We start from the raw sequence: 20,320 nt of genomic DNA, 5'->3' as shown, positions 1-20,320 counted from the left end.
CTACGAACGCAAGGCCGAACACTTCCTCGCCTTCGTAGGCATAGCCGGGGCCCTCATCTGCTACCGCCGCCTCACCAAATGAAACGACGTCTAAGCAGCCAGGCGGTAAGGCACCGCCCACCACGGCCTAGTGATCAGGTCGACTCGCCCTCGGAGCGAAAGAGCGGCGTCAGCCGGGTGTGCACAGGCTTACCGCGGCCGACGGCCGGCGCCACGAGCACTGCCGTCAGGGTCTGCTCCACATACGCCCTCCGCTCGACCAAGGTCAGCCCATCCCAGTCCGCACGCAGGTCGACCGGCTTTCCCCCGACGGCGTAGCGCTGCTTGATCCAGCGATTTCGGTCTCGCTCCAGCCTGCGTTCTTTGGTCGTGTACTCATGCAGTAGTGCGAAGTAGCGTTCCTTGCTCAGGATTCGCTCTTGGCGCGCTTCCTTCGCCTCTTCAAGGTCCTCACGGACTCGCTTCAGTTCCTCTTCCCCTTCCCACGTCTCGGGCACCGCTTCAGCCTTTCTGGCTGCCGCCTCTTCCTCATACTTAGCAATGACCAACTGCTTGATGGCCTCATCGGCCTCGGGGCCAGCAATTTTCGTTCCGCCGCCGCAGCCCCCCTGCGCCTTGTCGGGGCAAGCGTAGTAGAAAAACCCTTCCGGCTTGTTCGCGCTCTTGGGTGCCTTGAGTACGCGATGTGACGCACCACATTCGTCCTTGTCGCACCGCAGCGTCCCAGTCGCCAGGTATTTTCGAGAATTATGCCCGAACCCCGGTTCCACGCTCTCGCCGATGACTTCCATCAGCGCCCACCACTCGTCGACTTCGAGGATTTTCTCCCATTGGCCGCGAACCGGGCTGCCATCGTCGCTATAGACGATCTCCCAACGTTCTGTCTCTCCACCGGTGTTGGGGTTGGCCTCACGGACCTTCCGTGACCTGTAACCACAGATTCGCGGGTTTCGTAGAACGTTCTTCAGCTTGGTCACGGTCCACTGTTTGCCACGCGCGGATGTGACGCCGCCCTCGACCCAAGCCAGGACAACCGCTCGGACAGGAGCACCACCCCAGGATCCGGCGCGCTCCCCTCCGAAGGTGTTCGGATTCCTCGGGATGAAGGGTTCGCTTGTCGCTGTTCCACCCGAAGGGCCTGGCTCCGCCTGTGGGTACGCCCTCCCGCTCCAGGGCCCGGTGCTTGCGCCTCACTCTGCGGGCAGTGTCGGCGGACTGCTTGTTGGCCATGGCCACGACCACCCGAGCAGTGGCGCGGCCGTTGTCCGTCAGCAGGTCCAGGCTGCCGGTGATGTCGATGATGGGGCGACGGTGCCGCTCCACAACGTCGATAGCGTCTTCCAGATGACGGTTGTCCCGCGTCAGACGGTCGATGTCATAAACGATCAGTCCGTCAAGACGCTCGCCGTTGGGTGCTCGACCACTTTTCAGATCTTCCAAGGCCCCCTCGAAGACGGGACGGACGACGCGGTACACCACTCGCCCGTCGGGCAGTCGGACGCGCTTCTTCCTCCAAGCCGACGTGTCCGGCTCGAAGTAGGTATAGACGTGCGTCCCCCCTCGCTTCTCCACGAACTGACGACCATCGCGCTCCTGCTCCTTGGTGCTCCTGATGTCCTGGCCGGTCATCGGAAAGCGCTGGCCCGGGCTCACCGCGTCCTCAGCCGCCTCCCCGTCGCCGCTCTCCTCTGTGGACAGCCGGACAAGTACTGCCCAGTTCTGCCGCTCTAAGTTCCCCCACTGCGCACGCTCTACGAGGTCTGCGTCCATGCGCCGTAAGGTACATCTGACTACCCTCTGCCCCATGGAAGGCACCGACCAGTACCTCGTCTACACGCGCTGGCGCAGCGAGGAGGACTTCCAGGCGTGGATGGAGGGCCCGGTGAAGGCCGCGCACCAGGGCGGCGGCGAGGGTGCCCCCAAGCAGCGTCCGGCCGCCTCCGGCTCGACCCTGTGGTCCTTCGAGGTCGTGCAGCAGGCGGCGCCGAAGGCCGGGGGCGCGTGAGCCTCAGCTGATCGCCGAACGGGAGTCCTGAGCGCCACCGGCGCCAGGACCACCCGCCGGTGTCTTCCGCGGCCACCATGACCGTTGCGGCGGTCCCGCCCGCGCGGCCGGACGGGAGTCGCGTACCGGCGGCGGGCAGATCTTGAATCAACCGTTGCCAAGCGGCCTGGGCCGTCGCAAGGATGTTTGGTATGGCGAGCCAGGGGGAGTTGGCGCCGCAGGAGGCACAGGACGCGGCTTCGTTCGTCGCTCTGATGCGGCGGCTCAAGGAACAGTCCGGGTTGACCTACCGGCAGTTGGAGGAGCGTGCCGCCGGGCGCGGTGAGGTTCTGGCGCGCAGCACCCTGGCGGATGCCCTGCGCCGGGAGGCACTGCCGCGCGCCGAGGTGCTGTCCGCGTTCGTCCGGGCCTGCGCGGACGATCACGAGGTCGGCCCGTGGCTGGAGGCCAGGGACCGGATCGCCACCGCGGAAGCGCGCCCGCCCGGCCGCCGCGCCCGGACCGTCTCCCGCGCCGCGCCCCTGCCACGCAGCGCACGCCTCACCGCTGTCGTGGCAGCGGCTCTCGTGCTGGTGGCGTGCGCGTGCCTGCTCATTCTCGAGGGCTCGGACCGGAGCGCGGCACGGCCCGGAACGCCCGCCGGCAATCCGGACCCGGGCGGGCAACCCTTGCTCCTGTCGAAGGACTGCTCCGTGACGCTGTCCAAGGGCGACCACCATGTGTGCGTCCAGGAGGTGCAGAAGCGGCTCCAGTACCACGGACTCGACCTTCCGGCCGACGCCGTCTTCGGCCCGTACACGAAGATGCGGCTGTCGGCCTTCCAGGTGTTCGCCGGGGTACCGGTGACCGCGATGGCGGACGGTCCCACGAAGAAGGCGCTGTACAAGGAGAGCCTCAAAATCACCATGTGGCCGCCGGAGAAGGTGGAGCGGCGGCTGCGTGAGGTGTTCCCCGAAGAGCCGGATGCGGCGGTGCGCCTCGTGCGGTGCCTGGCTCAGCTCGACCCCCTGTGGATCTGGGGCAATCGCGACGGCAACCGGGAGTGGGGTCTGTTCCAGTTCTCCGACCTGGAACTGCGGGAACTCCGTGCCGTACCGGCGACGGCCCTGGACCCCGAATGGAGCATCCAGCGCGGGCGGGCCGTCTGGGAACGCACAAAGGACTTCGGTCACTGGTCGTGCAAGCCCCGCGTGACGGCACTGGACGACCGGCGCTGACCAGTGGCTGCCGGCGCGAGCTCCGGGCTTCGGCGAACGGGCCGTGCCGAAGGAGGCGCGTGCACCTGTGAGGTGCACGCGCCGGCCGGCCCGCTGAGCGATCAGTTCATCACGTAGAGCTTGTACCTGCCGTTGGACTGCCTCACGCACTTCCAGGTCTGGGCGGAGTTCTCCCCGTCCGCCTGACATGCCCTCAGGCTGGGGTAAGTGCCGGGGACGGGGATCCAGCCCGGAATCACTGTGGTGGATGCCGCGCCGGTCCCGGACGGCGCGGGAGCTGCCTGTGCGGTGGCGGCGACACCGCCGACGAGCATGACGGCGCCCATCGCGGCACTGGTGAGCCAGATACGAGTACGCATGATTCCCCTTCACGTCCGGAGGTTCCGGTCGTCGTCATCCTGAGCGGCACGGAAGGGCAGGGGAACAGGTCTGGCTGTCCCGGACGGCGGGACTCCTGTCCGGCCTGGTCAGCGTCCTGTCCGGACCTCGTCCGGGCGGCAGGTGAACGGGGCTGCCCCGCATGTTCGTACGGGCCGGCCGGCGCGGTACGGGCGGGGCGGCGGCGTTGCTCGGGGCGGCGGAGGCGGCCGCGCGGGAGTGGGGTGCGGGGCGGATCGTCCTGGAGACCCGGCGGGATCTGGCGGAGGCCCGGGCGCTGTACGCGCGACACGGCTTCGCGGAGACCGCCCCGTACAAGGAGGGCGACGTGTACTCGGAGGTGTGGCTGGGCAAGGAGTTGGGCTGAGACGGCCGCGTCGTGCCCACGGCGCTGTCGCAGGGTGCGGTCCCACTGTCCCTCCGCCGACGGCGCCGGACCACCGGCGCCGCCCTACCGCCGGTGGTCGGGCTTCACCTCCGCCGGGCCGCCGTCGCGCGGCTGCTCCGCGTCCGAGCCGCACAGCTCCTGGTTCAGCTGGTGCACGAGCGCCTCCAGGTCGTGGGGCCGGTCCTTGGCGGTCCACCAGTCGCCCAGCAGCTCCGCCAGCATCTCCTCCCGGGCCCGGAAGAGCCGGTCCGCCTCCCGTCGGCCCTCGTCCGTGGGCAGGAGCCGCAGCCCCTCGCGCGCGGCCAGCCCGCGTGTCTCCAGCTGGCGCCCCGCCTCGGTGACGACCCGCAGCGGTACGTCCATGCGCTCGGCGAGGAAGGAGGGCTCGACGTGCCCGTCCCTTTTCATGCGCAGCAGCATCCAGGCGGCGGCGGGCAGGAGGCCGAGCCCGGTCCGTTCGCTGACCTTCGTGTAGATCCTGCGGCGGCCCTCGCGGTTGCCCAGCACGGACAGCGCGCGGGCGCATTCGTCGCGCGAGGAGCGCTCCACGGGGTTGCTGGAGATGACCTCGCTGGTGTCGGGCGCGGTGACGCTGGCGCGCAGCGGCTCCTCCTTGAGCAGCCAGGCCAGGGCGAAGGCCACGAGCGCGGGCGGCACGGCGTAGAGGAAGACGTCGGTGATCGACTGGGAGTAGGCGGCGAGGACGCCGGTCCGCTGGGCCGGCGGGAGGTGGTCCACGGCCCGCGGGTCCGCCTGCAGGCTGCCGGGGGTGACGCCGGGCGGCAGGGGGACGCCGGCCAGGGCGCCGGCGATGCGCGGGCCGAGCTTGTTGGCGAAGATCGTGCCGAAGATGGAGACGCCGAACGAGGCGCCGATGGAGCGGAAGAAGGTCGCGCCGGAGGTGGCGACGCCGAGGTTCTCGTACCCGACGGAGTTCTGCACGATGAGCACGAGCACCTGCATGACCAGGCCGAGCCCGAAGCCGAAGACGAAGAAGTACAGGCTCATCTCGGTGGTGCTGATGGATGGGCTGAGCTGATGGAGCAGGAGCAGGCCGAGGGCCATCACGGCGGTGCCGGCGATGGGGAAGACCTTGTAGCGGCCGGTGCGGCTGACGATCTGGCCGGAGGCGGTCGAGGCGATCAGGATTCCGGCCACCATCGGCAGCATGTGCACGCCGGACATCGTCGGTGAGACGCCGTGGACGATCTGCAGGAAGGTCGGCAGGTAGGTCATCGACCCGAACATCGCGAAGCCGACGACGAAGCCGATCACCGAGCAGAGCGCGAAGGTGTGGACGCGGAAGAGCCCCAGTGGCAGTACGGGTTCGGCCGCGCGCCGCTCGACGAGCAGGAAGGGCACCAGCAGCGCCACGCCGAGGACGCCGAGGCCGATGATCTGCCAGGACGACCAGGGGTAGGTGGTGCCGCCGAGCGAGGTCATCAGCACCAGGCAGGTGGCGACGGCGGCGATGAGGAAGGTGCCGAGGTAGTCGATGCGGTGCGGGGTCCGGTCGACCGGGATGTGCAGGACGGCGGCGATGACCAGCAGCGCGACGATGCCGATGGGCAGGTTGACGTAGAACACCCAGCGCCAGCTGAGGTGGTCGACGAACAGTCCGCCGAGCAGCGGCCCGAGAACGCTCGTACCGCCGAAGACCGCGCCGAACAGCCCCTGGTAGCGGCCGCGGTCGCGGGGCGGGACGATGTCGCCGACGATCGCCATCGACAGCACCATCAGGCCGCCGCCGCCCAGGCCCTGCAGGGCGCGGAAGCCGATCAGCTCGGGCATGTTGCGGGCGAGGCCGCACAGCGCCGAGCCGATGAGGAAGATGACGATGGCCGTCTGGAAGAGCTTCTTGCGCCCGTACTGGTCGCCGAGCTTGCCCCACAGCGGGGTGGCGGCGGTGGAGGCCAGCATGTAGGCGGTGACGACCCAGGACAGGTGTTCCAGGCCGCCGAGATCGCTGACGATCGTCGGCAGGGCGGTGGAGACGATGGTCTGGTCGAGGGCGGCCAGCAGCATGCCGAGCAGCAGCGCGCCGATGGCGACGCGCACGCTGCTCGTGGGCTGCCCCTCGCCGGGCACGGGCACGGGCTCCGCGGCCACCGCGGGGCCCGGGGTGTCCTGGGCCATGGGGAGCTCTCCTCGGGTGCCGGGGTATCGGTTCCGCTTCCTGCGTACATGGTGATCCGGGCAGGCGTTCCCGGCCCGCTGGGGTAGGCCATTGGCTGCCTCGGCCGGGCACCGGCCCGCTCGGCGGAAGCCCCGCCGACCAGGGCCGTTGGCTTTTACCGCGGTCCGTTTGTATCTTTGATAAACAAAGTGGCTCCGCCCGCACTCCCTGACCGGCGGGCGGAGCCGCTTGCCTTCTTCCGAAGCTCTTCCTCGCAGCTTCTTCCGCAGCGCTCTGGAGTCCACCGATGCTCACGCTCACGGCAAGCGCCCTGCTCCTGGACATGGACGGCACGATCGTCAACTCCGACGCCGTCGTCGAGCGCTGCTGGCGCCGCTGGGCCGAGGAGCACGGCCTCGACGCCGACGAGGCCATGAAGATCGTCCACGGCCGCCAGGGCTACGCCACCATGGCCGTCCTCCTCCCGGACCGCCCCATGGAGCTCAACCACGAGGACAACCGGCGCATGCTGGCGGCCGAGACGGCCGACGTCGACGGCGTCGTCCCCATAACCGGCGCCCCCGCCTTCATGGCCGCCCTCGCCGCCCTGCCGCACGCCCTGGTCACCTCGGCCGACCGCGCCCTGGCCGAGGCCCGCATGGGCGCCGCCGCCCTGCCGATGCCGCAGGTCCGCGTCACCGCGGAGTGCGTCGGTGCCAGCAAGCCCGACCCGGAGGGCTTCCTCAAGGGCGCGGCCGAGCTCGGCTTCGCCCCCGAGGACTGCATCGTCTTCGAGGACTCCGAGGCCGGCATCACCGCCGGAAAGGCAGCGGGCATGCGCGTCGTCGGAGTGGGTCCCCGCGCGGCGGCCCACGCGCCCGACGTGTCGGTGGCGGACCTGAGTCACGTACTCATCGAGACGTCCGCGGACGGCGGGATCACACTGCGGATCACGACGGCGGGCTGAGGGACAGCAGGACGGTCTGAGGGACAGCGGGGACGGCCTGTCCGGGGCCGGCCGGGGTCGGCCAGGGTCGGAGGCAGGCGGGTCGGACGGGTCAGGCGGTCACCCCATCTGCGCCTTGACGTGGGAGACGACCTCGTCGAGCTCCTTGGTCGGTGAGAACTCAATGAACTCACTGTCCTCAAGAGCCTCGGGCGCATGCCCCGGCGCCCAGTAGAACGCCTGCCCCGCCTCGTATGTCTCCTCGCCCTGCTTCGTCCGGACCTTGACGCGCCCCTTGGCCAGGAAACCCCAGTGCGGGCACTGGCAGAGGTCGTCGGGCAGGCCCTTGAGGGCCGGTCCGAGGTCCGTGCCCTTGGCCAGTTGCATGTACATCACGCTCATGCCCCCGCCCATCTCCTGCGAGCGCACATCGATGCCCTCGTCCGAGATCGCGACCGGTGTTCCCTCACGTGTCGTCGACGTCATGGCTGCTCCTCTCACGCAAGCCGGACAGCTGCGCGTCGTACTCCCCCAGGACGCGCCGCATCTGCTCCAGCGCCTCCTCGGGGATCCCGTCCGGAGCGGACTCGACGACGAACCGCGCCGCCGCGATCAGCGCCGCGAATTCGTAGGCGTGCGAGGTGATGCGCAGCACGCCGGGGCGGGCCCACTCCAGCTGCATCGTTCTCAGGCCTTAGAGCTGCAGGGCGATCCCGATGAGTTCCTTGTACTTGTTCGGAATCAGGGTCTCGCCCAGTTCGATCTTCTTGAAGATCTCCCACTCGTAATCCAGCAGGTCGTCGGGGATGCCGGCGATGAAGTGCGGGACGAGTCCCAGCGTCTCCTTTATCTCCGCCTCGACCTCGCTGCGGCCACGACCAGCCATGGCAGCCACCCCCTTCTTCGAGCCTCTTCGAGATGAGTAGCTGTCCCACCTCTCACGATAGGCCGTAAGGTCCGTGCATGCTCCTGTGGATCAACGGCCCCTTCGGCGGCGGCAAGACACAGACCGCGCACGAGTTGCGGCGACGGCTCCCCGGCAGCGTCATCTGCGACCCCGAACACGTGGGCTTCGGCCTGCACCGGATGACCCCTCCGGCTCTGCGCGCAGACTTCCAGGACCTCCCGGCCTGGCGGCAGGGCGTGTACGAGGTGCTCGACCTCGCCCTGACCCGGCACCACGGCACGGTGATCGCACCGATGACGGTCGTGGAACCGGCGTACTTCCGCGAGACCGTCGGCCGGCTGCGGGACCGCGGCCACGACGTCCGGCACTTCGCGCTGCTGGCCGACCGCCGGACGGTGCTGCGCCGGCTGCGCGAGCGCGGCTTCGGGCACGCGGTGCGGCTCATCGCCGGGAAGGACGCCCCGTTGCGCCGCGAGAGCTTCGCCGTGTCGAAACTCGACCTGTGCCTGGAGCGACTGCGCGCCCCCGAATTCGCCGAACACGTATGGACCGACGACCGCCCGGTCCCCCGGGTCGCCGACCACATCGCCGCCTCGGCCGGCCTGACCCTCGCCCCGGACACGGACAGCGCGCTGCGGGGGCGCCTGCGGCGTACGTGGACGGGGGCGCGGCACATCCGGTTCGACTGAGGGCACCGGCAAGGAGCGGTTTCGATGATTACCTGGTGGCGAAGCGTGATGACGACACGCGGTCAAGGAGACCGCACATGCTGAGCGAGGACGTGTTCCGAAGTGAGGAACTACCGGTGGCCGAGCGGTTCGACCGCTGGCGCGAACGTATGGGCCGGACCCACGCACCCATTGATCTGAGCAGCGACCACGCATCGGACTTCCGGGCGCATCAGCGGCTCATCGGCCTGGGCGCGATGTCGGTGTCGTCGTCGACCTTCCAGCCGGTGCTCGTGCAAAGGACACCACGGCTGATCCGCCGGTCCGACCCCGGGCTCTACCACGTCTCCCTCCTGCTGGGCGGGGAGGGAGAAATGACCTGCGGCAGGCAGAGATTCGCCTACCGCGCGTACGACTTCCAATGCGTCGACTCCTCGCAGTCGCACGAGATCTGGACCGGTCGGAAGCCGATTACCACCTTGGCCATCGCGATTCCCCACGCGCTGCTGCCACTGCCCCGCAGCGAGGCCGGCCGCCTGACGGGGCGGCCGATGTCCGGGCGGGAAGGAATCGGCGCCCTGTTGGCGCAGTTCCTCACCCGGCTGGAGGGAGACGCCACCTCCTACCGGCCGGCCGACGGGCCCCGCCTGGCGACGGTGCTGACCGACCTGGTCGCGGCGCTGTTCGCGCACAGCCTGGACGCCGACCGCTCACTGCCACCGGAGACCCGCCAACGGGTCCTGGTCACTCGCATCCGGGGTTTCATCCAGCGCCACCTGCACGATCCGCAGCTGACCCCGCGCACGGTCGCCGCCGCGCACCACATATCGACGAGCTATCTGCACCGCCTCTTCCAGGACGAGGGCGAAACGGTCGCCGCCTCGATCCGCCGCCAGCGGCTCCACCACGCCCGCCACGACCTCGCCGACCCCGCGCAGCGCGGCATCCCCGTCCACGCGATCGCCGCCCGCTGGGGCTTTCCCCGCGCCACGGACTTCACCCGCGCCTTCCGCAGCGCCTACGGCGTCCCGCCCACCGACTTCCGCCACCGCGCCCACGCCGGCCGGGGCTAGGAGCGTGTCTCAGTGGGAGACGGTGGAGGCGGGCGGAGTCCATCGGCGGGTGCGGGACACCGGGTTGGAGATGCCGTACTCCTTTTTGAGCTGTTCGGGGATGGCGTAGTGCATGACGCGTCCGCGGGTGAGAGAGGACAGTTCGAAGATGGTGGTGAGGTGGCCGAGGCGGTCCAGGGCCCAGGCGCCGAGGGGGGAGCGGTCCTCGATGGTCTCCAGGACGCCGAGAAGGTGGGGCACGGCCTTGACGACGGTGTCCCAAGCGGTGCGGGGCACCTGGAGCCAGTCGGCGCAGGTGTCGCCGATCAGGTGGCGGATAAGAGCGGAGACGATCGGGTCGAAGAAGGTCCCGGGTACGACCTCCTCGTAGAGGTCGATGAGCTGCCGGGTCAGGTGCGTGCCTTCCTCGGAAGGCCCCATGTGCCGGATCATGTACAGGTCGAGGAACTGGCGGGCCTCTTCGAGAGACTTGGGAACGGCGTCCTGGTCGACGCCGAGCATGGCACCGACCACGCGCCAGGCGTAGTAGTAGGCTTCCGCGCCTTCCGCCGTCATGTGGATGCCGAGGCGGTCCAGGCTGTCCAGCACGAGCAGGGAGAAGAACATCTGTCCGCCGATCAAGTCCTCCTGGCAGATCGGCGTTCCGAGCACGCCGGTGTCCCACCGGCCCTCGCGTTCGAGGTGGTGGCGGATGGAGGCGTGCAGGAGGCGGACCTTCTGGGCGGCGGGGATGAAGCGGCTGCCGGCCTCGAAGGCGCCGGGCTGCATCAGGTAGACGGTGAACTGGCCGGTCTCCGACATCCGTTTGGAGGGGTACTGCAGCCCATGGGTCGCCGACAGGAGCTTCGCCACGTGCGGGACGACGTAGCAGGCGGGCATGGCGGCGAAGGACAGGGCGGTGGAGATGTGCACGTTGTTGTCGATGAAGAACAGCCGGGCCTTCTCCATCTCCCCCCAGTCGACCCAGGCCGGCGGGACACTCGTGGCCTGAAGGTACTCCCGGGCGACATCGGGCAGCCCGTCCGGCAGGGGAGCGCCCGCGGTGGAGACGTAGCGCATCAGCGTGTTGAACTTGCCCACCTCCCCGCGTTCGAAGAGTGCGGCGACGGTGGTGTCGGCGAGTTCGTCACCGGCCTGCCGCAGGGCGTCCATCGATGCCTCGGTGCAGTTCATGGCAGGGCTCCTTGTCTCCCACGGGGTTCTGTCTCCCACGGGGGGTCCACGACAGGCGGGAGGGTCTGGCCGGGGACGGCACGGGCTTGCGCCGCCCCTGTGCGAGGGTCAGGACAGGCGGACGGCCGCCGAGTGCGCCAGCGCGGTCAGGGCAGCGGCGGCGTGCGGGGGTACGTGCAGCTCGTGGAGGGCGCCGAGGGCTTCCTCGACCCGGGCGGTGATCATGTCCTCGACCCGGTCGGGGGTCTTCAGCCGGCGCATCACCTCCCGTACCGCGTGCAGACCGTCCCCGTCCAGGTCGCGTCGGCCCAGGAGGGCGCGGAGCTGCTCCCGGTCGTCATCACCGGCGATGCGCCAGGTCTCCGCCAGCAGGGCCGTGGGCCGGTGGCCGCGTACGTCGTCGGCGTTGTCCTTGCCGGTGCGTTCCGGGTTTCCGAACAGGCCGAGCAGGTCGTCCCGCAGCTGGAATGCCTCGCCCAGCGGCAGCCCGTAGGCGGAGTAGCCCTCGCGCAGCCGCCCGCCGGCCCCGGCCAGGGCGCCGCCGATCAGCAGGGGCTGCTCGACGGTGTACTTGGCGGTCTTGTACCGGATCACCTTCAGCGACGCCGTGGTGTCCGGCTCGGCTCCGGTACGCAGGATCTCCAGGCACTCGCCCGCGATCAGCTCCCGGGCCAGTACCGACCACAGCGGGCGGGCCCGGGCCAGATACGCGGCGGGCAGACCGCTGGTGGCGAACAGTTGCCCGGCCAACCCCATCAACAGGTCTCCCACCAGCATCGCCAGCGACCTGGCGGCGGCGACGGCACGCGGACGGCGGCGTACGGCACCGCGCAGAGCGATATGTGCGGTGGGACGGCCGTGCCGTAACGCGCTGTCGTCGATGAGGTCGTCGTGCACGACCGCGGCGGCATGCACCAGCTCCATGGATGCCGCCGCCCGTACCAGCGCGTCGCTGTCCGGTTGTCCTACCGCGCGCCAGCCCCAGTAACAGAACGCCGCCCGCATCCGTTTGCCGTCCGCGACCGCAGCCTCCAGCTGCTCGGCCACCGGGCCCAGGACCGGGTCGATCGCCGCGAACCGGCCGGCCTCCTGGGCGGCGAACGGGTGTAATACCTCGTCGACGCGGGTCTTGAACGCGGACGGCTCCCACCGGTCAGACGTCATCGCCGGCCTGCCGGGCCAGGGCGTGCCGGGCGAGGATCTCCAGGTGGGCCGGGGGTACCGCCGCGTACCGGTCCAGCACCAGGCGCCCGCGCGCCATCAGATCACGCTCGGCCTCCGCCGCCAGCTCCGCGGCGTCCGAGCGGCGCAGCAGCCCCCGTACCGTCCCCAGGGCCGAACCCATCGTGCTCACCGCCAGATCGGCCAGCCCGGCCATCAGCAGGACCGCCCGCTCGTCCAGGCCCCCGCGCCGTCCCGCTTCTTGCGTCATGCCGCTCCCCACCCACAGCACTTCCGGGCGGCGCCGGTTACACGCCGTTCTTCCCAGCATCACGACACACCGGGCATGGGAGGGGAGGAAGTCACGATCGAGTGGTCACATCGCTTGCCCGTACGAATCGCGGCTGCTGCAGTCCCGCACCGGCGCTTTCCTGCCGCTCGAGCTTCCGATGGCACGGCGACCGAGGTCTCCGGCACAGACCAAGGTGCCTAATGACTGACCCACTGACTGACCCACGCTCCCAGTGGACGCATTGCCAGGCAAGTGTCGACTCTGCGCTCACGACACGCCGCGCGCGTCCCGGCAGGCTGATGCGCGGGTCGACACGGTCGACCGTCAACTTCGACAAGGGGAATGCCTTGAGGACACGACGTCTTGCCACTGTGACGGCCGCCGGCGCCATCGTCGCCGGCGCCGCACTTCTGTTTCCGGCCTCCGCTCAGGCGGCGCCCACCTACTGGACGTTCAAGAACGGGCAGTTCGGCACCTGCCTGACCGCCGGGGTCACCGATGCCGCCTACGCGACCGTTTGCAATGGCGGCTCGCACCAGCAGTGGGACTGGATCGGCGTCAGCGGCGACTACAACCAGCTCAAGAACCGGGCTACCGGCCGCTGCCTGATGACCGACAACAAGTCGGCCCTCAACAAGGTCTGGATGAGCACCTGCAACAGTTCGGCGACAGGCCAGCAGTGGAGGTACGACGCCGCCGCATACAAGATCCAGGGCCTGCCCGGAGGTCGCAACGACTCTCTCCTGAGGACGAGCCGCACCAAGGACGCCGTCTACTCCACCCAGGACCGCACCGAGGATGACGCCTACTACATCTGGAAGGGATCCCACTGATCCTTCCGATGACGCCTCAGGCCCAGGTCCGCCTCGACGACCTGGGCCTTTGCGGTGCGGCAGGTCACACGTGCCGTGCGGCCTCCCTCAGCAGCCGACGGCGCCGGAGGACGAGCGAGAGGGTGCCAGCGGGGCCCGGAGCGGGCGGGTGCCCGCGAGGCTCGGAGCGGGCGGGGGCGCCTACGGCGTACGTTGGGGCGGGCTCGCGGCACACCCGGTTCGACTGAGGGTTACGGCCCTGCCGGGGCCTCCGGGACTTTGCCGTCCACGCTCTCCAGGAGGGTCACCTCGGTCGCCGTCACGTGCTGCTCGCGAGCCACGAGGAAGTGCTGGACGTGCGGCTGTTGCTCATGGGCATCGAACGCGGCGCGGCTCTCGTACAGCTCGTAGAAGACCCGCACAGTCGGCTCGCCCGGCACACGGTGATTGACGTACACCACCGTGCCGGCTTCGTGCTCCCTGATCCCATCCAGCGTCTGCGACACCAGCTCGTCGAACGCGGCGGCGGCAGCCGCATCCCGCAGCGTGAAACGCACGACAAGCCCGAAGCCCGCGGTCATGGGCATCCCCCTCTGGTCCGCGTCAAGGGTGCCAGACCACGACCGGTCCGGGAGTGGGTTCGGTGCGGCTGGGCATCAGCCGAACAGGCCGTCAGCCCGCAACCGCTCAAGACCGCTGACTCCCGCCGACGTCCACGCCCAGCCCATCCGGCCGCTGCTCGGCGACGAAGGTTCCCTTGGCGGGCAGGGTGACCAGCAGACCGCGGTCCCGCAGTTCCTGGATGGCGCGGCGGGCCGTGCCGATCGCCACGCCGTACTCCTCGGCCAGGTCGCGCTCGCCCGGCAGGCGGGCACCCAGGCGCAGTTCACCGGCTGTTATGCGGGCCGCGATGTGATCTGCCACCTGCATGTAGACGTAGGCCGCCCGGGTCGGATCAACGGGCGAAGTGCGCTGCACATCTGCCATGGCAGTCAACCTAGAGCACTGGAGTCGGCCGGTTCCACTGCGCGAGCGGGCCTACGTGCCGCGCAGCTCAGCCGGCCGTCACGAGCCGACGGCCGTCGTGGACGCGCACATGCGGAGTGTCGTCACTGAGGGCGTCGAGCAGGCGCACGGCGTATGCCTCAGCCATCGTGGCAGCCACCTCTTCCGGCGTCAGCCACGACACCGCCGCCGACTCCCCCGAGACTCGCTCCGTGCCGCCGACCGGCCGGCAGCGGAAGACAAGGGCGACGATCCCCCGGGCCATGTTCTTGTAGACGCCGGTCAGACGGTCCACGCTGACCTCTATTCCGGTCTCCTCCAGCACTTCCCGGCGCGCGCCGTCCTCCGGCGTCTCGTCGATCTCCAGTACGCCGCCCGGGAGTTCCCAGTGCCCGTTGTCAGCCCGCCGGATCGCGAGGACACGCCCGTCGTGGCGCACGACAGCTCCCGCCACCGAGACCGAGTGGAGGGGCGTGGACCTGCCAGACTGGGCCGCTGTACTCATGCGGATGAGCATAGGAGGGCGAGCAGGCTCATGGGGAACGAGATCTCGCGAGACTCAGGCAAGCCGCGCTATCTGCAGATCGCGGGCGACCTGGCAGAGCAGATCCGCGTGGGCGTTCTTGGCCCGGGTGTTCAGATGCCCAGCGAGTCCGAAGTGATGGAACGCTACGGCGTCTCGCAGGGGACGGTGCGCAAGGCGATTGCCGAGCTGCGCACAGCCGGGCTGGTGGACACCCACCATGGGCGTGGCTCGTATGTGAAGAGATTGCCGCCCGTCCGCCGGAAGTCTTCTGACCGGTTCCGTCGCTCCCATCGCAGAAGCGGGAAGGCAGCCTACCTGGCCGAGGCGGAGCAAGCAGGTCACAAGCCAAGCGTTCAAGTCCTCTACGTGGGCCCGGTGAACGCACCCCCTGAGGTTGCGGAGCGCATGGGTGTGACGGCAGGAGCGAAGGTTCTCGCCCGGCGTCGGCGGTACTTCAGCAACGGCACGCCCACCGAGGAGGCCGCTTCGTACCTGCCCTGGGCGCTCACGGAGGTCATCCCTGCACTGCTCAGCCAGAACCCCGGCGACGGCGGCATCTACGCCCGCCTTGAAGAGAATGGCCACCGCCTCGACGAGTTTGTTGAAACCGTGCGGGCTCGCCTTGCCACGAAGCAAGAGGCATCAGCTCTACGGCTCAGTCCAGGCTCTCCGGTGATCCACCTCGTGCGAGATGCGGTGACCAGTGACGGCAGAGTGATCGAGATCTGCGACACGGTCATGGCTGCAGACCACTTCGTCCTGGAGTACCGGATTGCCGCCAGCGATTGACACGTCAGCGACTCGGTAGCCCAACGTCACGCTCTCCCTTACGGGTTGACTGAGGGGCGGCAGGCGCGCCACTCTTAACTTGTACTCATGTACATGAGTATAAGAGTTGCCTCCACGGTCAGGAGAATCCATGCAACACCTTTCCGGTGACGTTCCTCCTTCCTCGGCACTCCGGAGTGAAGGGCACGTGCCCCAGCTTCAGCCCTGCGCTCAGTGCAAAGAAATCAAGGCCAAGCGCTACGCCGCCGTACACCAGGGCAACAAGCGCCTGGCCGAGGCGATGGTCACGGCCATGGGGCGGCACCTGCGGGCGGCGCACTCATGACGGCCACTCATGCCGCCCTGACCATGGTCTGCGCGCTCCTCTTCCTGCACCTCGTCGGGTGTGCGTTGAGCCGGCGCTCCCGTCGGCCTGCGTCGGCGCCGGGCCGTCCGCTCCCCTTCGAAGGGGCGGCCGAGCAGCTCGCCTTCGCAGCGCCGCCGGACGACCGTTCACCCGTTGACTGTGCACACCCGCCACCCGCCTGGACCACCGCCGACGGAGTCGGGTCCTGCACCCGGTGCGGAACCCGGCGCATCCTCGACTACCGGCCACCCGGCCTGGCCTTGGAGCTCCCCGAGCGCACCGCGCTCCACGGGCCGACCCTCACCTGTGCAGGTGCCCTGGAAGGCAACGCCCACCGCCGCCACGCCGACCTGCGCGCCAAAGTGCGCGAAGCGAACCACCGCAGCAGCAGGGCGAAGCCCTGAAGGTCGTGCGCCCCCGGCGCGCCCGCGCGTGCGCCCCGGTGCTTCCGTCGCGCGTGCACGGGCGGTTGGCAACCGCACCGCACCGCAGTGGAATCGCTGACGGAAACGCTCCGCACCGCTCCGCGAGAGGAGTAGTCACCGCATGATCCACATGACCGAGACGCTGGCCGTCCACACCATCGAGGGGTTCCTCACCCCCGACGAGACCTCGCAGGTGATCAAGCTGCTGGACGATCATCTGGAAACGACCCGCTGGGTCCCCGCACGGCCCAGTGACGGGATGGTTCCGCCGGACGAGGTCCAGGAGATCCTGGCCGGCGCCGTCGGACGGGCCATGCCTGCCATTCACCGGGTGTTCCCTTCCGTCGCCGGGGTGACGCCCTGGGACTACCACGACCTGCGGCCGGGCGACCGGATCGACCCGCACGTGCACGGGGTGAGCGACCCGGAGAGCCGGCCGCAGCGGGTGGCGCGGGTGGCGTTCCATCTGCAGGATGCCGAGCGGGGCGGCGAGTTCTACGTCGACACGTGTTCGTCGGACGCGCTGTGGACCGGGGTGACCGCGGGGCCGGGCAGTGGGTTCGCTCCCGGTACGCGGTTCGTGCGGGAGATATCCCATCACGCGGGCCCGCAGGCCGTCGCCGCGCTGAGCGGCATCCCGCGCACGCGCTGGACCAGTGCGCCGCCCGCCGGTACCGCCGTCGTCTACGGTGCCCAGCTGGTGCACGGCGTCGAGACGGTCCGCGAGGGGCGACTGCGGAAACTGATCACCAACCTGCTGGACGGCTCTCCCCGATAGGGCTCAGCCCGCCACCGCCTCGTACAGGCTGAAGCCCGCCAGGGCCAGCATCACCAGTGCCGCCACCTTCGTGATCAGCTTCAGCGGTACGTAGCGCATCAGCGTCTTCCCGCCCAGGATGCCGATCCCGGCCACCGTCCACAGCGCGAGGACCGCGCCGGTGCCGACGGAGACCGGGTCGTCGTAGCGGGCGGCGAGGTTGGCGGTCATGATCTGGGTGAGGTCGCCGAACTCCGCGACCAGGATCAGCATGAAGCCCGCGCCGGAGACCTTCCAGAAGGACTGGTCGGCGGGGTCGGTGATCTCCTCGTCCTCGTCGTCCTTCTTGAAGAGCAGCATCGCCGCGCCCGCCAGGAAGAGGACGCCGACCACCGCCTGGACGAGCCGGTGCGGCAGCAGCGTCAGCACGCTGCCGGCGGCGATGGCCAGGGCGACGTGGACGAGGAAGGCCGCGGCGACGCCGGCGAAGACGTACGAGGCGCGGTAGCGGGTGCCGAGCATCAGGCCGGCGAGGGCCGTCTTGTCCGGCAGCTCGGCCAGGAAGATCACGCCGAAGACGAGGGCGGCGACGGTGAAGCTGAACACAGGGGTGGTTTCCTCTGTCGGTGGGCGGTGAGGCTGCCGCACCGGAACAAGTGACCTGTGGAAAGGAATCAGGGGTCGCTTCGGCACGGCAGCGTCGTGGACACTGCGGCCGAAGGTCTCGCTGGCCCACCGCGAATGACGGGCCTCCGGGCGCCGGCCGGGCGCGAGGCCCAGCAGTATGTCGACGGTCCGGCGAAGAGCTACTCCCCTTCTGCTCCCACCAGGGTAAGGGATCGGTGCAGAAGGCCGCGCGCGACCAGTTCCAGTACGACCGCGACCGCCACCACCTGCACGGCCATCAGCGCGACCAGCACGAACAGCTGGACCACGCCCGCCAGCACCGGGGACGCACCGCCCAGCAGCATGCCCACGAACGCGCCCGGCAGGGTGACCAGGCCCACGGTCCGCGTCTGGTCCAGGCCCGGCAGCAGGGCGTCCGAGGCGGCGGGGCGGGCGATCTCCAGCCGGGCCTCGCGGGGCAGCAGGCCCAGCGCCATGCCCGCCTCGACCTCGCCGTGCCGGGTGTGCAGCTCGTCGAGCGCGCGGCGGCCGGAGAGCACGGTCCCGGTCAGGGCGCCGCCGATGAGAATGCCGGTGACGGGGATGAGGGCGACGCCCTTGAGCGGCACGAGCCCGGTGAGCAGCAGCGTGAGGACGGCCGGCAGGACGCCCGCGGCGATGGGCAGGGCCGCCCGCCACCAGGTGCGGTTGTCCGTGATGCGGCGCCCGGCGGTGCGTACGGCCACGGCGAACATCAGCCCCAGGAAGGCCAGGAGCAGCGGAACGGCCCGTACCACCCATCCGATGAGCGCGGAGACGGCGGCCAGCTGGACGGCGGCGCGCAGCCCGGCCAGGGCGATCGCGCGGGCGTAACCGCGCTCCCTGGCGTCGGCCAGGCGGGCGAGGGCCGCGACGGTCACGGCGACGGCCAGCATCACGGCGAGGACGACCGCGAGGGTGCCGTTGGCGGGCAGCAGGGCGTCGGCGGCGAGCACGCGCACACCCTACGGCCGGCGAACGCCCCACCGTGGGCGCGTGGCTGGCGGCGTGTCAGAAACACGCATCCGGAGTCCCGGGCTCCGCCAACTCCCTCGCCGCACGGGCACATCTCACGTACACAAACCCTTGTTTTGGCATGCTCGCGTCGCCATCCTGTCACCTGGCGACCACCCCCCTGATACCCGGCGCCGCGATGCTGGGCCGCGCTTCAGCGGCTCGTACCCCCTCACCCTCAAGGGAGTTCCCATGTCCGGACTGCGTGTCCCCTCGGTCCTGCGCGGCGTCTACGCGCGTCGTACCACCGCCGGCCTGGGGCTCACCGCCCTGGTCGGCGCGCTCGTGCTCAACGGCCCCGCGGCCCAGGCCGCGCCGCCCACCCCGCCGGACGCCGCCACGGCCCGCACGTACCTGGGCAAGCTGACGGTCGCCTCCGAGGGCTCGATGGACGGCTACAGCCGGGCGAAGTTCCCCCACTGGGCCACGCAGTCCGGGCAGTGCAACACCCGTGAGGTCGTGCTCAAGCGGGACGGGCAGGACGTGCAGCAGGACGAGAAGTGCGCGGCCGTCTCGGGCACCTGGGTCTCCCCCTACGACGGCGGCACCTGGCACGACGCCCAGGACATCGACATCGACCACGTCGTACCGCTGGCGCAGGCGTGGCGCTCGGGCGCCGACAAGTGGACGACCGAGCAGCGCAAGGCGTTCGCCAACGACCTCACCCGGCCGCAGCTGATAGCGGTCACCGACCGCGTCAACCAGGCCAAGGGCGACAAGGACCCGGCGCAGTGGATGCCGCCGCTGAAGTCCTACAGCTGTACGTACGCCCGGATGTGGGTCGCGGTGAAGTACGACTACAAGCTGACCGTGGACTCCGCCGAAAAGAACGCCCTGACCGGCATCCTCAACGGCTGCTGACCGGCTGCTGACCGGTCGCCGAACGGCCGCCGGCCGGCACGCAGGAGCACACGGGGCCTCCCTCACCTCGGAGGGAGGCCCTTCACGCACGCCCCGGCGAGAATGCAGGCGGCTCGTTAAAAGCGTGTTGCACAGCAAGAAATCAAGAAACTTGAACTTGCAAGTATTCATTAGGCGGGCCTAACCTTGTGCCCTCGTCGTTTCCTGTCCCCGACACGAGGAGCCCGACCCATGCCCCCCTCGCCCACGGCGGCCACCTCCCCGGCCACCGGGCAGTCCGCCCCGGCCGCGGCCGCCCCGACGCTCACCGAGCGTCTCGACGCGGTCCGCCCGTACGTCCTGTCCCTCTTCCGCATCGTCGTCGGCCTGCTCTTCGCCTGCCACGGCGCCGCTTCCCTCTTCGGTGTACTCGGCGGAGCCGTCGGCAGCAACGGCGGCACCATCTCGGCGGGCACCTGGCCCGGCTGGTACGCGGCCGTGATCCAGCTCGTGGGCGGTGTGCTGGTACTGCTCGGCGTCGGCTCGCGCTCCGCGGCCTTCATCTCCTCGGGTTCGATGGCGTACGCGTACTTCGACGTGCACCAGAGCGAGGCGCTGTGGCCGATACAGAACCACGGCGAGTCGTCCGCGATGTTCTGCTGGGCGTTCCTGCTGCTGGTCTTCACCGGTCCCGGCGCGCTGTCGCTTGACCGTTTCATCGGCCGGGCCAAGCAGGGCTGACCGCGGGCGCGCGGGCCGGCCCGGCCGAGCACGCCCGCGTGACGCGCAAGAGGCACGTGACACGCAAGAGACACGTGATGCGCAAGAGACAGGGGT

27 protein-coding genes and 1 pseudogene are annotated in these 20,320 nt (G+C 69.8%); 13 read left to right on the top strand and 15 right to left on the bottom strand.

Annotated elements, in window-relative coordinates:
- Positions 1-134: 134 nt before the first annotated feature.
- Positions 135-1,028, bottom strand: coding sequence for a recombinase family protein (locus tag AB0F13_RS22715; protein WP_362085214.1), 894 nt, complete (start codon positions 1,026-1,028; stop codon positions 135-137).
- Entirely contained in the window at positions 910-1,770 is an 861-nt protein-coding gene (locus tag AB0F13_RS22710) for a recombinase family protein (protein ID WP_362085189.1), read from the bottom strand. Before AB0F13_RS22710 ends, AB0F13_RS22715 begins: the two co-directional genes overlap by 119 nt.
- Positions 1,771-1,801: 31 nt before the next feature.
- Between AB0F13_RS22710 and AB0F13_RS22705 the strand changes: the two are divergent.
- Both AB0F13_RS22705 and AB0F13_RS22700 read left to right on the top strand, forming a co-directional pair.
- Positions 1,802-2,005 (top strand): annotated as a pseudogene (locus AB0F13_RS22705) (antibiotic biosynthesis monooxygenase); the annotation flags it as partial.
- Between the two features lie 191 nt (positions 2,006-2,196).
- Complete coding sequence (locus AB0F13_RS22700; protein ID WP_362085186.1) at positions 2,197-3,222, top strand: peptidoglycan-binding domain-containing protein; 1,026 nt, start codon at positions 2,197-2,199, stop codon at positions 3,220-3,222.
- A 101-nt stretch (positions 3,223-3,323) separates the two neighbouring features.
- Here the strand turns inward: AB0F13_RS22700 and AB0F13_RS22695 are convergent, their stop codons facing one another.
- Positions 3,324-3,581 carry a hypothetical protein gene (locus tag AB0F13_RS22695; protein WP_362085184.1) on the bottom strand — a complete coding sequence of 86 codons (258 nt, stop codon included), beginning with the start codon at positions 3,579-3,581 and terminating at the stop codon, positions 3,324-3,326.
- Positions 3,582-3,742: 161 nt separating this feature from the next.
- On the opposite strand from AB0F13_RS22695, the gene AB0F13_RS22690 reads away from it, so the two are divergent.
- Entirely contained in the window at positions 3,743-3,967 is a 225-nt protein-coding gene (locus tag AB0F13_RS22690; protein WP_362085181.1) for a GNAT family N-acetyltransferase, read from the top strand.
- Positions 3,968-4,051: 84 nt separating this feature from the next.
- Here AB0F13_RS22690 and AB0F13_RS22685 read toward each other — a convergent pair whose 3' ends face one another.
- Complete coding sequence (locus AB0F13_RS22685) at positions 4,052-6,124, bottom strand: DHA2 family efflux MFS transporter permease subunit (RefSeq protein ID WP_362085178.1); 2,073 nt, start codon at positions 6,122-6,124, stop codon at positions 4,052-4,054.
- 287 nt (positions 6,125-6,411) lie between these two features.
- Between AB0F13_RS22685 and AB0F13_RS22680 the strand changes: the two genes are divergently transcribed.
- Positions 6,412-7,071, top strand: coding sequence for an HAD-IA family hydrolase (locus AB0F13_RS22680; protein ID WP_362085175.1), 660 nt, complete (start codon positions 6,412-6,414; stop codon positions 7,069-7,071).
- A 99-nt stretch (positions 7,072-7,170) separates the two neighbouring features.
- On the opposite strand, the gene AB0F13_RS22675 is transcribed toward AB0F13_RS22680, so the two are convergent.
- Genes AB0F13_RS22675 through AB0F13_RS22665 form a run of 3 tightly spaced genes read right to left on the bottom strand, consistent with a single transcriptional unit; the run spans position 7,171 to position 7,936 of the window.
- Positions 7,171-7,536 (bottom strand): hypothetical protein, encoded by a 366-nt coding sequence (locus AB0F13_RS22675; RefSeq protein WP_362085172.1) that lies wholly within the window; start codon positions 7,534-7,536, stop codon positions 7,171-7,173.
- Positions 7,517-7,732, bottom strand: a complete 216-nt coding sequence (locus AB0F13_RS22670; protein ID WP_362085169.1) for a hypothetical protein — start codon at positions 7,730-7,732, stop codon at positions 7,517-7,519. Before AB0F13_RS22670 ends, AB0F13_RS22675 begins: the two co-directional genes overlap by 20 nt.
- 12 nt (positions 7,733-7,744) lie before the next feature.
- Positions 7,745-7,936 (bottom strand): hypothetical protein, encoded by a 192-nt coding sequence (locus AB0F13_RS22665; RefSeq protein ID WP_362085167.1) that lies wholly within the window; start codon positions 7,934-7,936, stop codon positions 7,745-7,747.
- 77 nt (positions 7,937-8,013) lie between these two features.
- On the opposite strand from AB0F13_RS22665, the gene AB0F13_RS22660 reads away from it, so the two are divergent.
- Complete coding sequence (locus AB0F13_RS22660) at positions 8,014-8,646, top strand: AAA family ATPase (RefSeq protein WP_362085164.1); 633 nt, start codon at positions 8,014-8,016, stop codon at positions 8,644-8,646.
- A gap of 77 nt (positions 8,647-8,723) precedes the next feature.
- Positions 8,724-9,698, top strand: coding sequence for a helix-turn-helix domain-containing protein (locus AB0F13_RS22655; protein WP_362085162.1), 975 nt, complete (start codon positions 8,724-8,726; stop codon positions 9,696-9,698).
- 9 nt (positions 9,699-9,707) lie between these two features.
- Here the strand turns inward: AB0F13_RS22655 and AB0F13_RS22650 are convergent, their stop codons facing one another.
- The 3 genes from AB0F13_RS22650 to AB0F13_RS22640 all read right to left on the bottom strand — a co-directional run bounded on the left by AB0F13_RS22650 (position 9,708) and on the right by AB0F13_RS22640 (position 12,303).
- Positions 9,708-10,871, bottom strand: coding sequence for an oxygenase MpaB family protein (locus AB0F13_RS22650; protein ID WP_362085159.1), 1,164 nt, complete (start codon positions 10,869-10,871; stop codon positions 9,708-9,710).
- A gap of 108 nt (positions 10,872-10,979) precedes the next feature.
- A complete protein-coding gene (locus AB0F13_RS22645; protein WP_362085156.1) occupies positions 10,980-12,035 on the bottom strand; it encodes a polyprenyl synthetase family protein in 1,056 nt (351 codons plus the stop codon).
- Positions 12,025-12,303, bottom strand: coding sequence for a polyprenyl synthetase (locus AB0F13_RS22640; protein WP_362085153.1), 279 nt, complete (start codon positions 12,301-12,303; stop codon positions 12,025-12,027). Before AB0F13_RS22640 ends, AB0F13_RS22645 begins: the two co-directional genes overlap by 11 nt.
- 368 nt (positions 12,304-12,671) lie before the next feature.
- Between AB0F13_RS22640 and AB0F13_RS22635 the strand changes: the two genes are divergently transcribed.
- The gene (locus AB0F13_RS22635) at positions 12,672-13,157 is read left to right on the top strand and encodes a ricin-type beta-trefoil lectin domain protein (RefSeq protein WP_362085150.1); all 486 of its coding nucleotides are present in this window, start codon (positions 12,672-12,674) and stop codon (positions 13,155-13,157) included.
- 230 nt (positions 13,158-13,387) lie between these two features.
- Here AB0F13_RS22635 and AB0F13_RS22630 read toward each other — a convergent pair whose 3' ends face one another.
- From AB0F13_RS22630 to AB0F13_RS22620, 3 genes are all read right to left on the bottom strand, one after another.
- A complete protein-coding gene (locus AB0F13_RS22630; protein ID WP_362085147.1) occupies positions 13,388-13,717 on the bottom strand; it encodes an antibiotic biosynthesis monooxygenase in 330 nt (109 codons plus the stop codon).
- 106 nt (positions 13,718-13,823) lie between these two features.
- The gene (locus AB0F13_RS22625; RefSeq protein WP_362085144.1) at positions 13,824-14,123 is read right to left on the bottom strand and encodes a winged helix-turn-helix domain-containing protein; all 300 of its coding nucleotides are present in this window, start codon (positions 14,121-14,123) and stop codon (positions 13,824-13,826) included.
- A 67-nt stretch (positions 14,124-14,190) separates the two neighbouring features.
- Positions 14,191-14,658 carry an NUDIX domain-containing protein gene (locus tag AB0F13_RS22620; protein WP_362085141.1) on the bottom strand — a complete coding sequence of 156 codons (468 nt, stop codon included), beginning with the start codon at positions 14,656-14,658 and terminating at the stop codon, positions 14,191-14,193.
- Between the two features lie 18 nt (positions 14,659-14,676).
- On the opposite strand from AB0F13_RS22620, the gene AB0F13_RS22615 reads away from it, so the two are divergent.
- From AB0F13_RS22615 to AB0F13_RS22600, 4 genes are all read left to right on the top strand, one after another.
- The gene (locus AB0F13_RS22615; RefSeq protein WP_362085138.1) at positions 14,677-15,456 is read left to right on the top strand and encodes a GntR family transcriptional regulator; all 780 of its coding nucleotides are present in this window, start codon (positions 14,677-14,679) and stop codon (positions 15,454-15,456) included.
- 187 nt (positions 15,457-15,643) lie between these two features.
- Complete coding sequence (locus AB0F13_RS22610; protein WP_362085135.1) at positions 15,644-15,781, top strand: hypothetical protein; 138 nt, start codon at positions 15,644-15,646, stop codon at positions 15,779-15,781.
- The gene (locus AB0F13_RS22605) at positions 15,778-16,206 is read left to right on the top strand and encodes a DUF6255 family natural product biosynthesis protein (RefSeq protein ID WP_362085132.1); all 429 of its coding nucleotides are present in this window, start codon (positions 15,778-15,780) and stop codon (positions 16,204-16,206) included. The genes AB0F13_RS22610 and AB0F13_RS22605 overlap by 4 nt, the downstream gene beginning before the upstream one ends.
- A gap of 142 nt (positions 16,207-16,348) precedes the next feature.
- A complete protein-coding gene (locus tag AB0F13_RS22600) occupies positions 16,349-17,005 on the top strand; it encodes a hypothetical protein (protein WP_362085129.1) in 657 nt (218 codons plus the stop codon).
- Between the two features lie 3 nt (positions 17,006-17,008).
- On the opposite strand, the gene AB0F13_RS22595 is transcribed toward AB0F13_RS22600, so the two are convergent.
- Both AB0F13_RS22595 and AB0F13_RS22590 read right to left on the bottom strand, forming a co-directional pair.
- Positions 17,009-17,590 carry a TMEM165/GDT1 family protein gene (locus AB0F13_RS22595; RefSeq protein WP_362085126.1) on the bottom strand — a complete coding sequence of 194 codons (582 nt, stop codon included), beginning with the start codon at positions 17,588-17,590 and terminating at the stop codon, positions 17,009-17,011.
- A gap of 200 nt (positions 17,591-17,790) precedes the next feature.
- Positions 17,791-18,525 carry an ABC transporter permease gene (locus AB0F13_RS22590; RefSeq protein WP_362085211.1) on the bottom strand — a complete coding sequence of 245 codons (735 nt, stop codon included), beginning with the start codon at positions 18,523-18,525 and terminating at the stop codon, positions 17,791-17,793.
- A 310-nt stretch (positions 18,526-18,835) separates the two neighbouring features.
- On the opposite strand from AB0F13_RS22590, the gene AB0F13_RS22585 reads away from it, so the two are divergent.
- Both AB0F13_RS22585 and AB0F13_RS22580 read left to right on the top strand, forming a co-directional pair.
- Entirely contained in the window at positions 18,836-19,504 is a 669-nt protein-coding gene (locus AB0F13_RS22585) for an HNH endonuclease family protein (protein ID WP_362085123.1), read from the top strand.
- Between the two features lie 231 nt (positions 19,505-19,735).
- Positions 19,736-20,224 carry a DoxX family protein gene (locus AB0F13_RS22580; RefSeq protein ID WP_362085120.1) on the top strand — a complete coding sequence of 163 codons (489 nt, stop codon included), beginning with the start codon at positions 19,736-19,738 and terminating at the stop codon, positions 20,222-20,224.
- Positions 20,225-20,320: the final 96 nt, after the last annotated feature.

Source organism: Streptomyces sp. NPDC026206, from assembly GCF_040638465.1.
Taxonomy (GTDB): Bacteria; Actinomycetota; Actinomycetes; order Streptomycetales; family Streptomycetaceae; genus Streptomyces.
The sequence above is the reverse complement of the archived record's forward strand: the minus strand, read 5'-3'. Positions and strand labels throughout refer to the sequence as shown.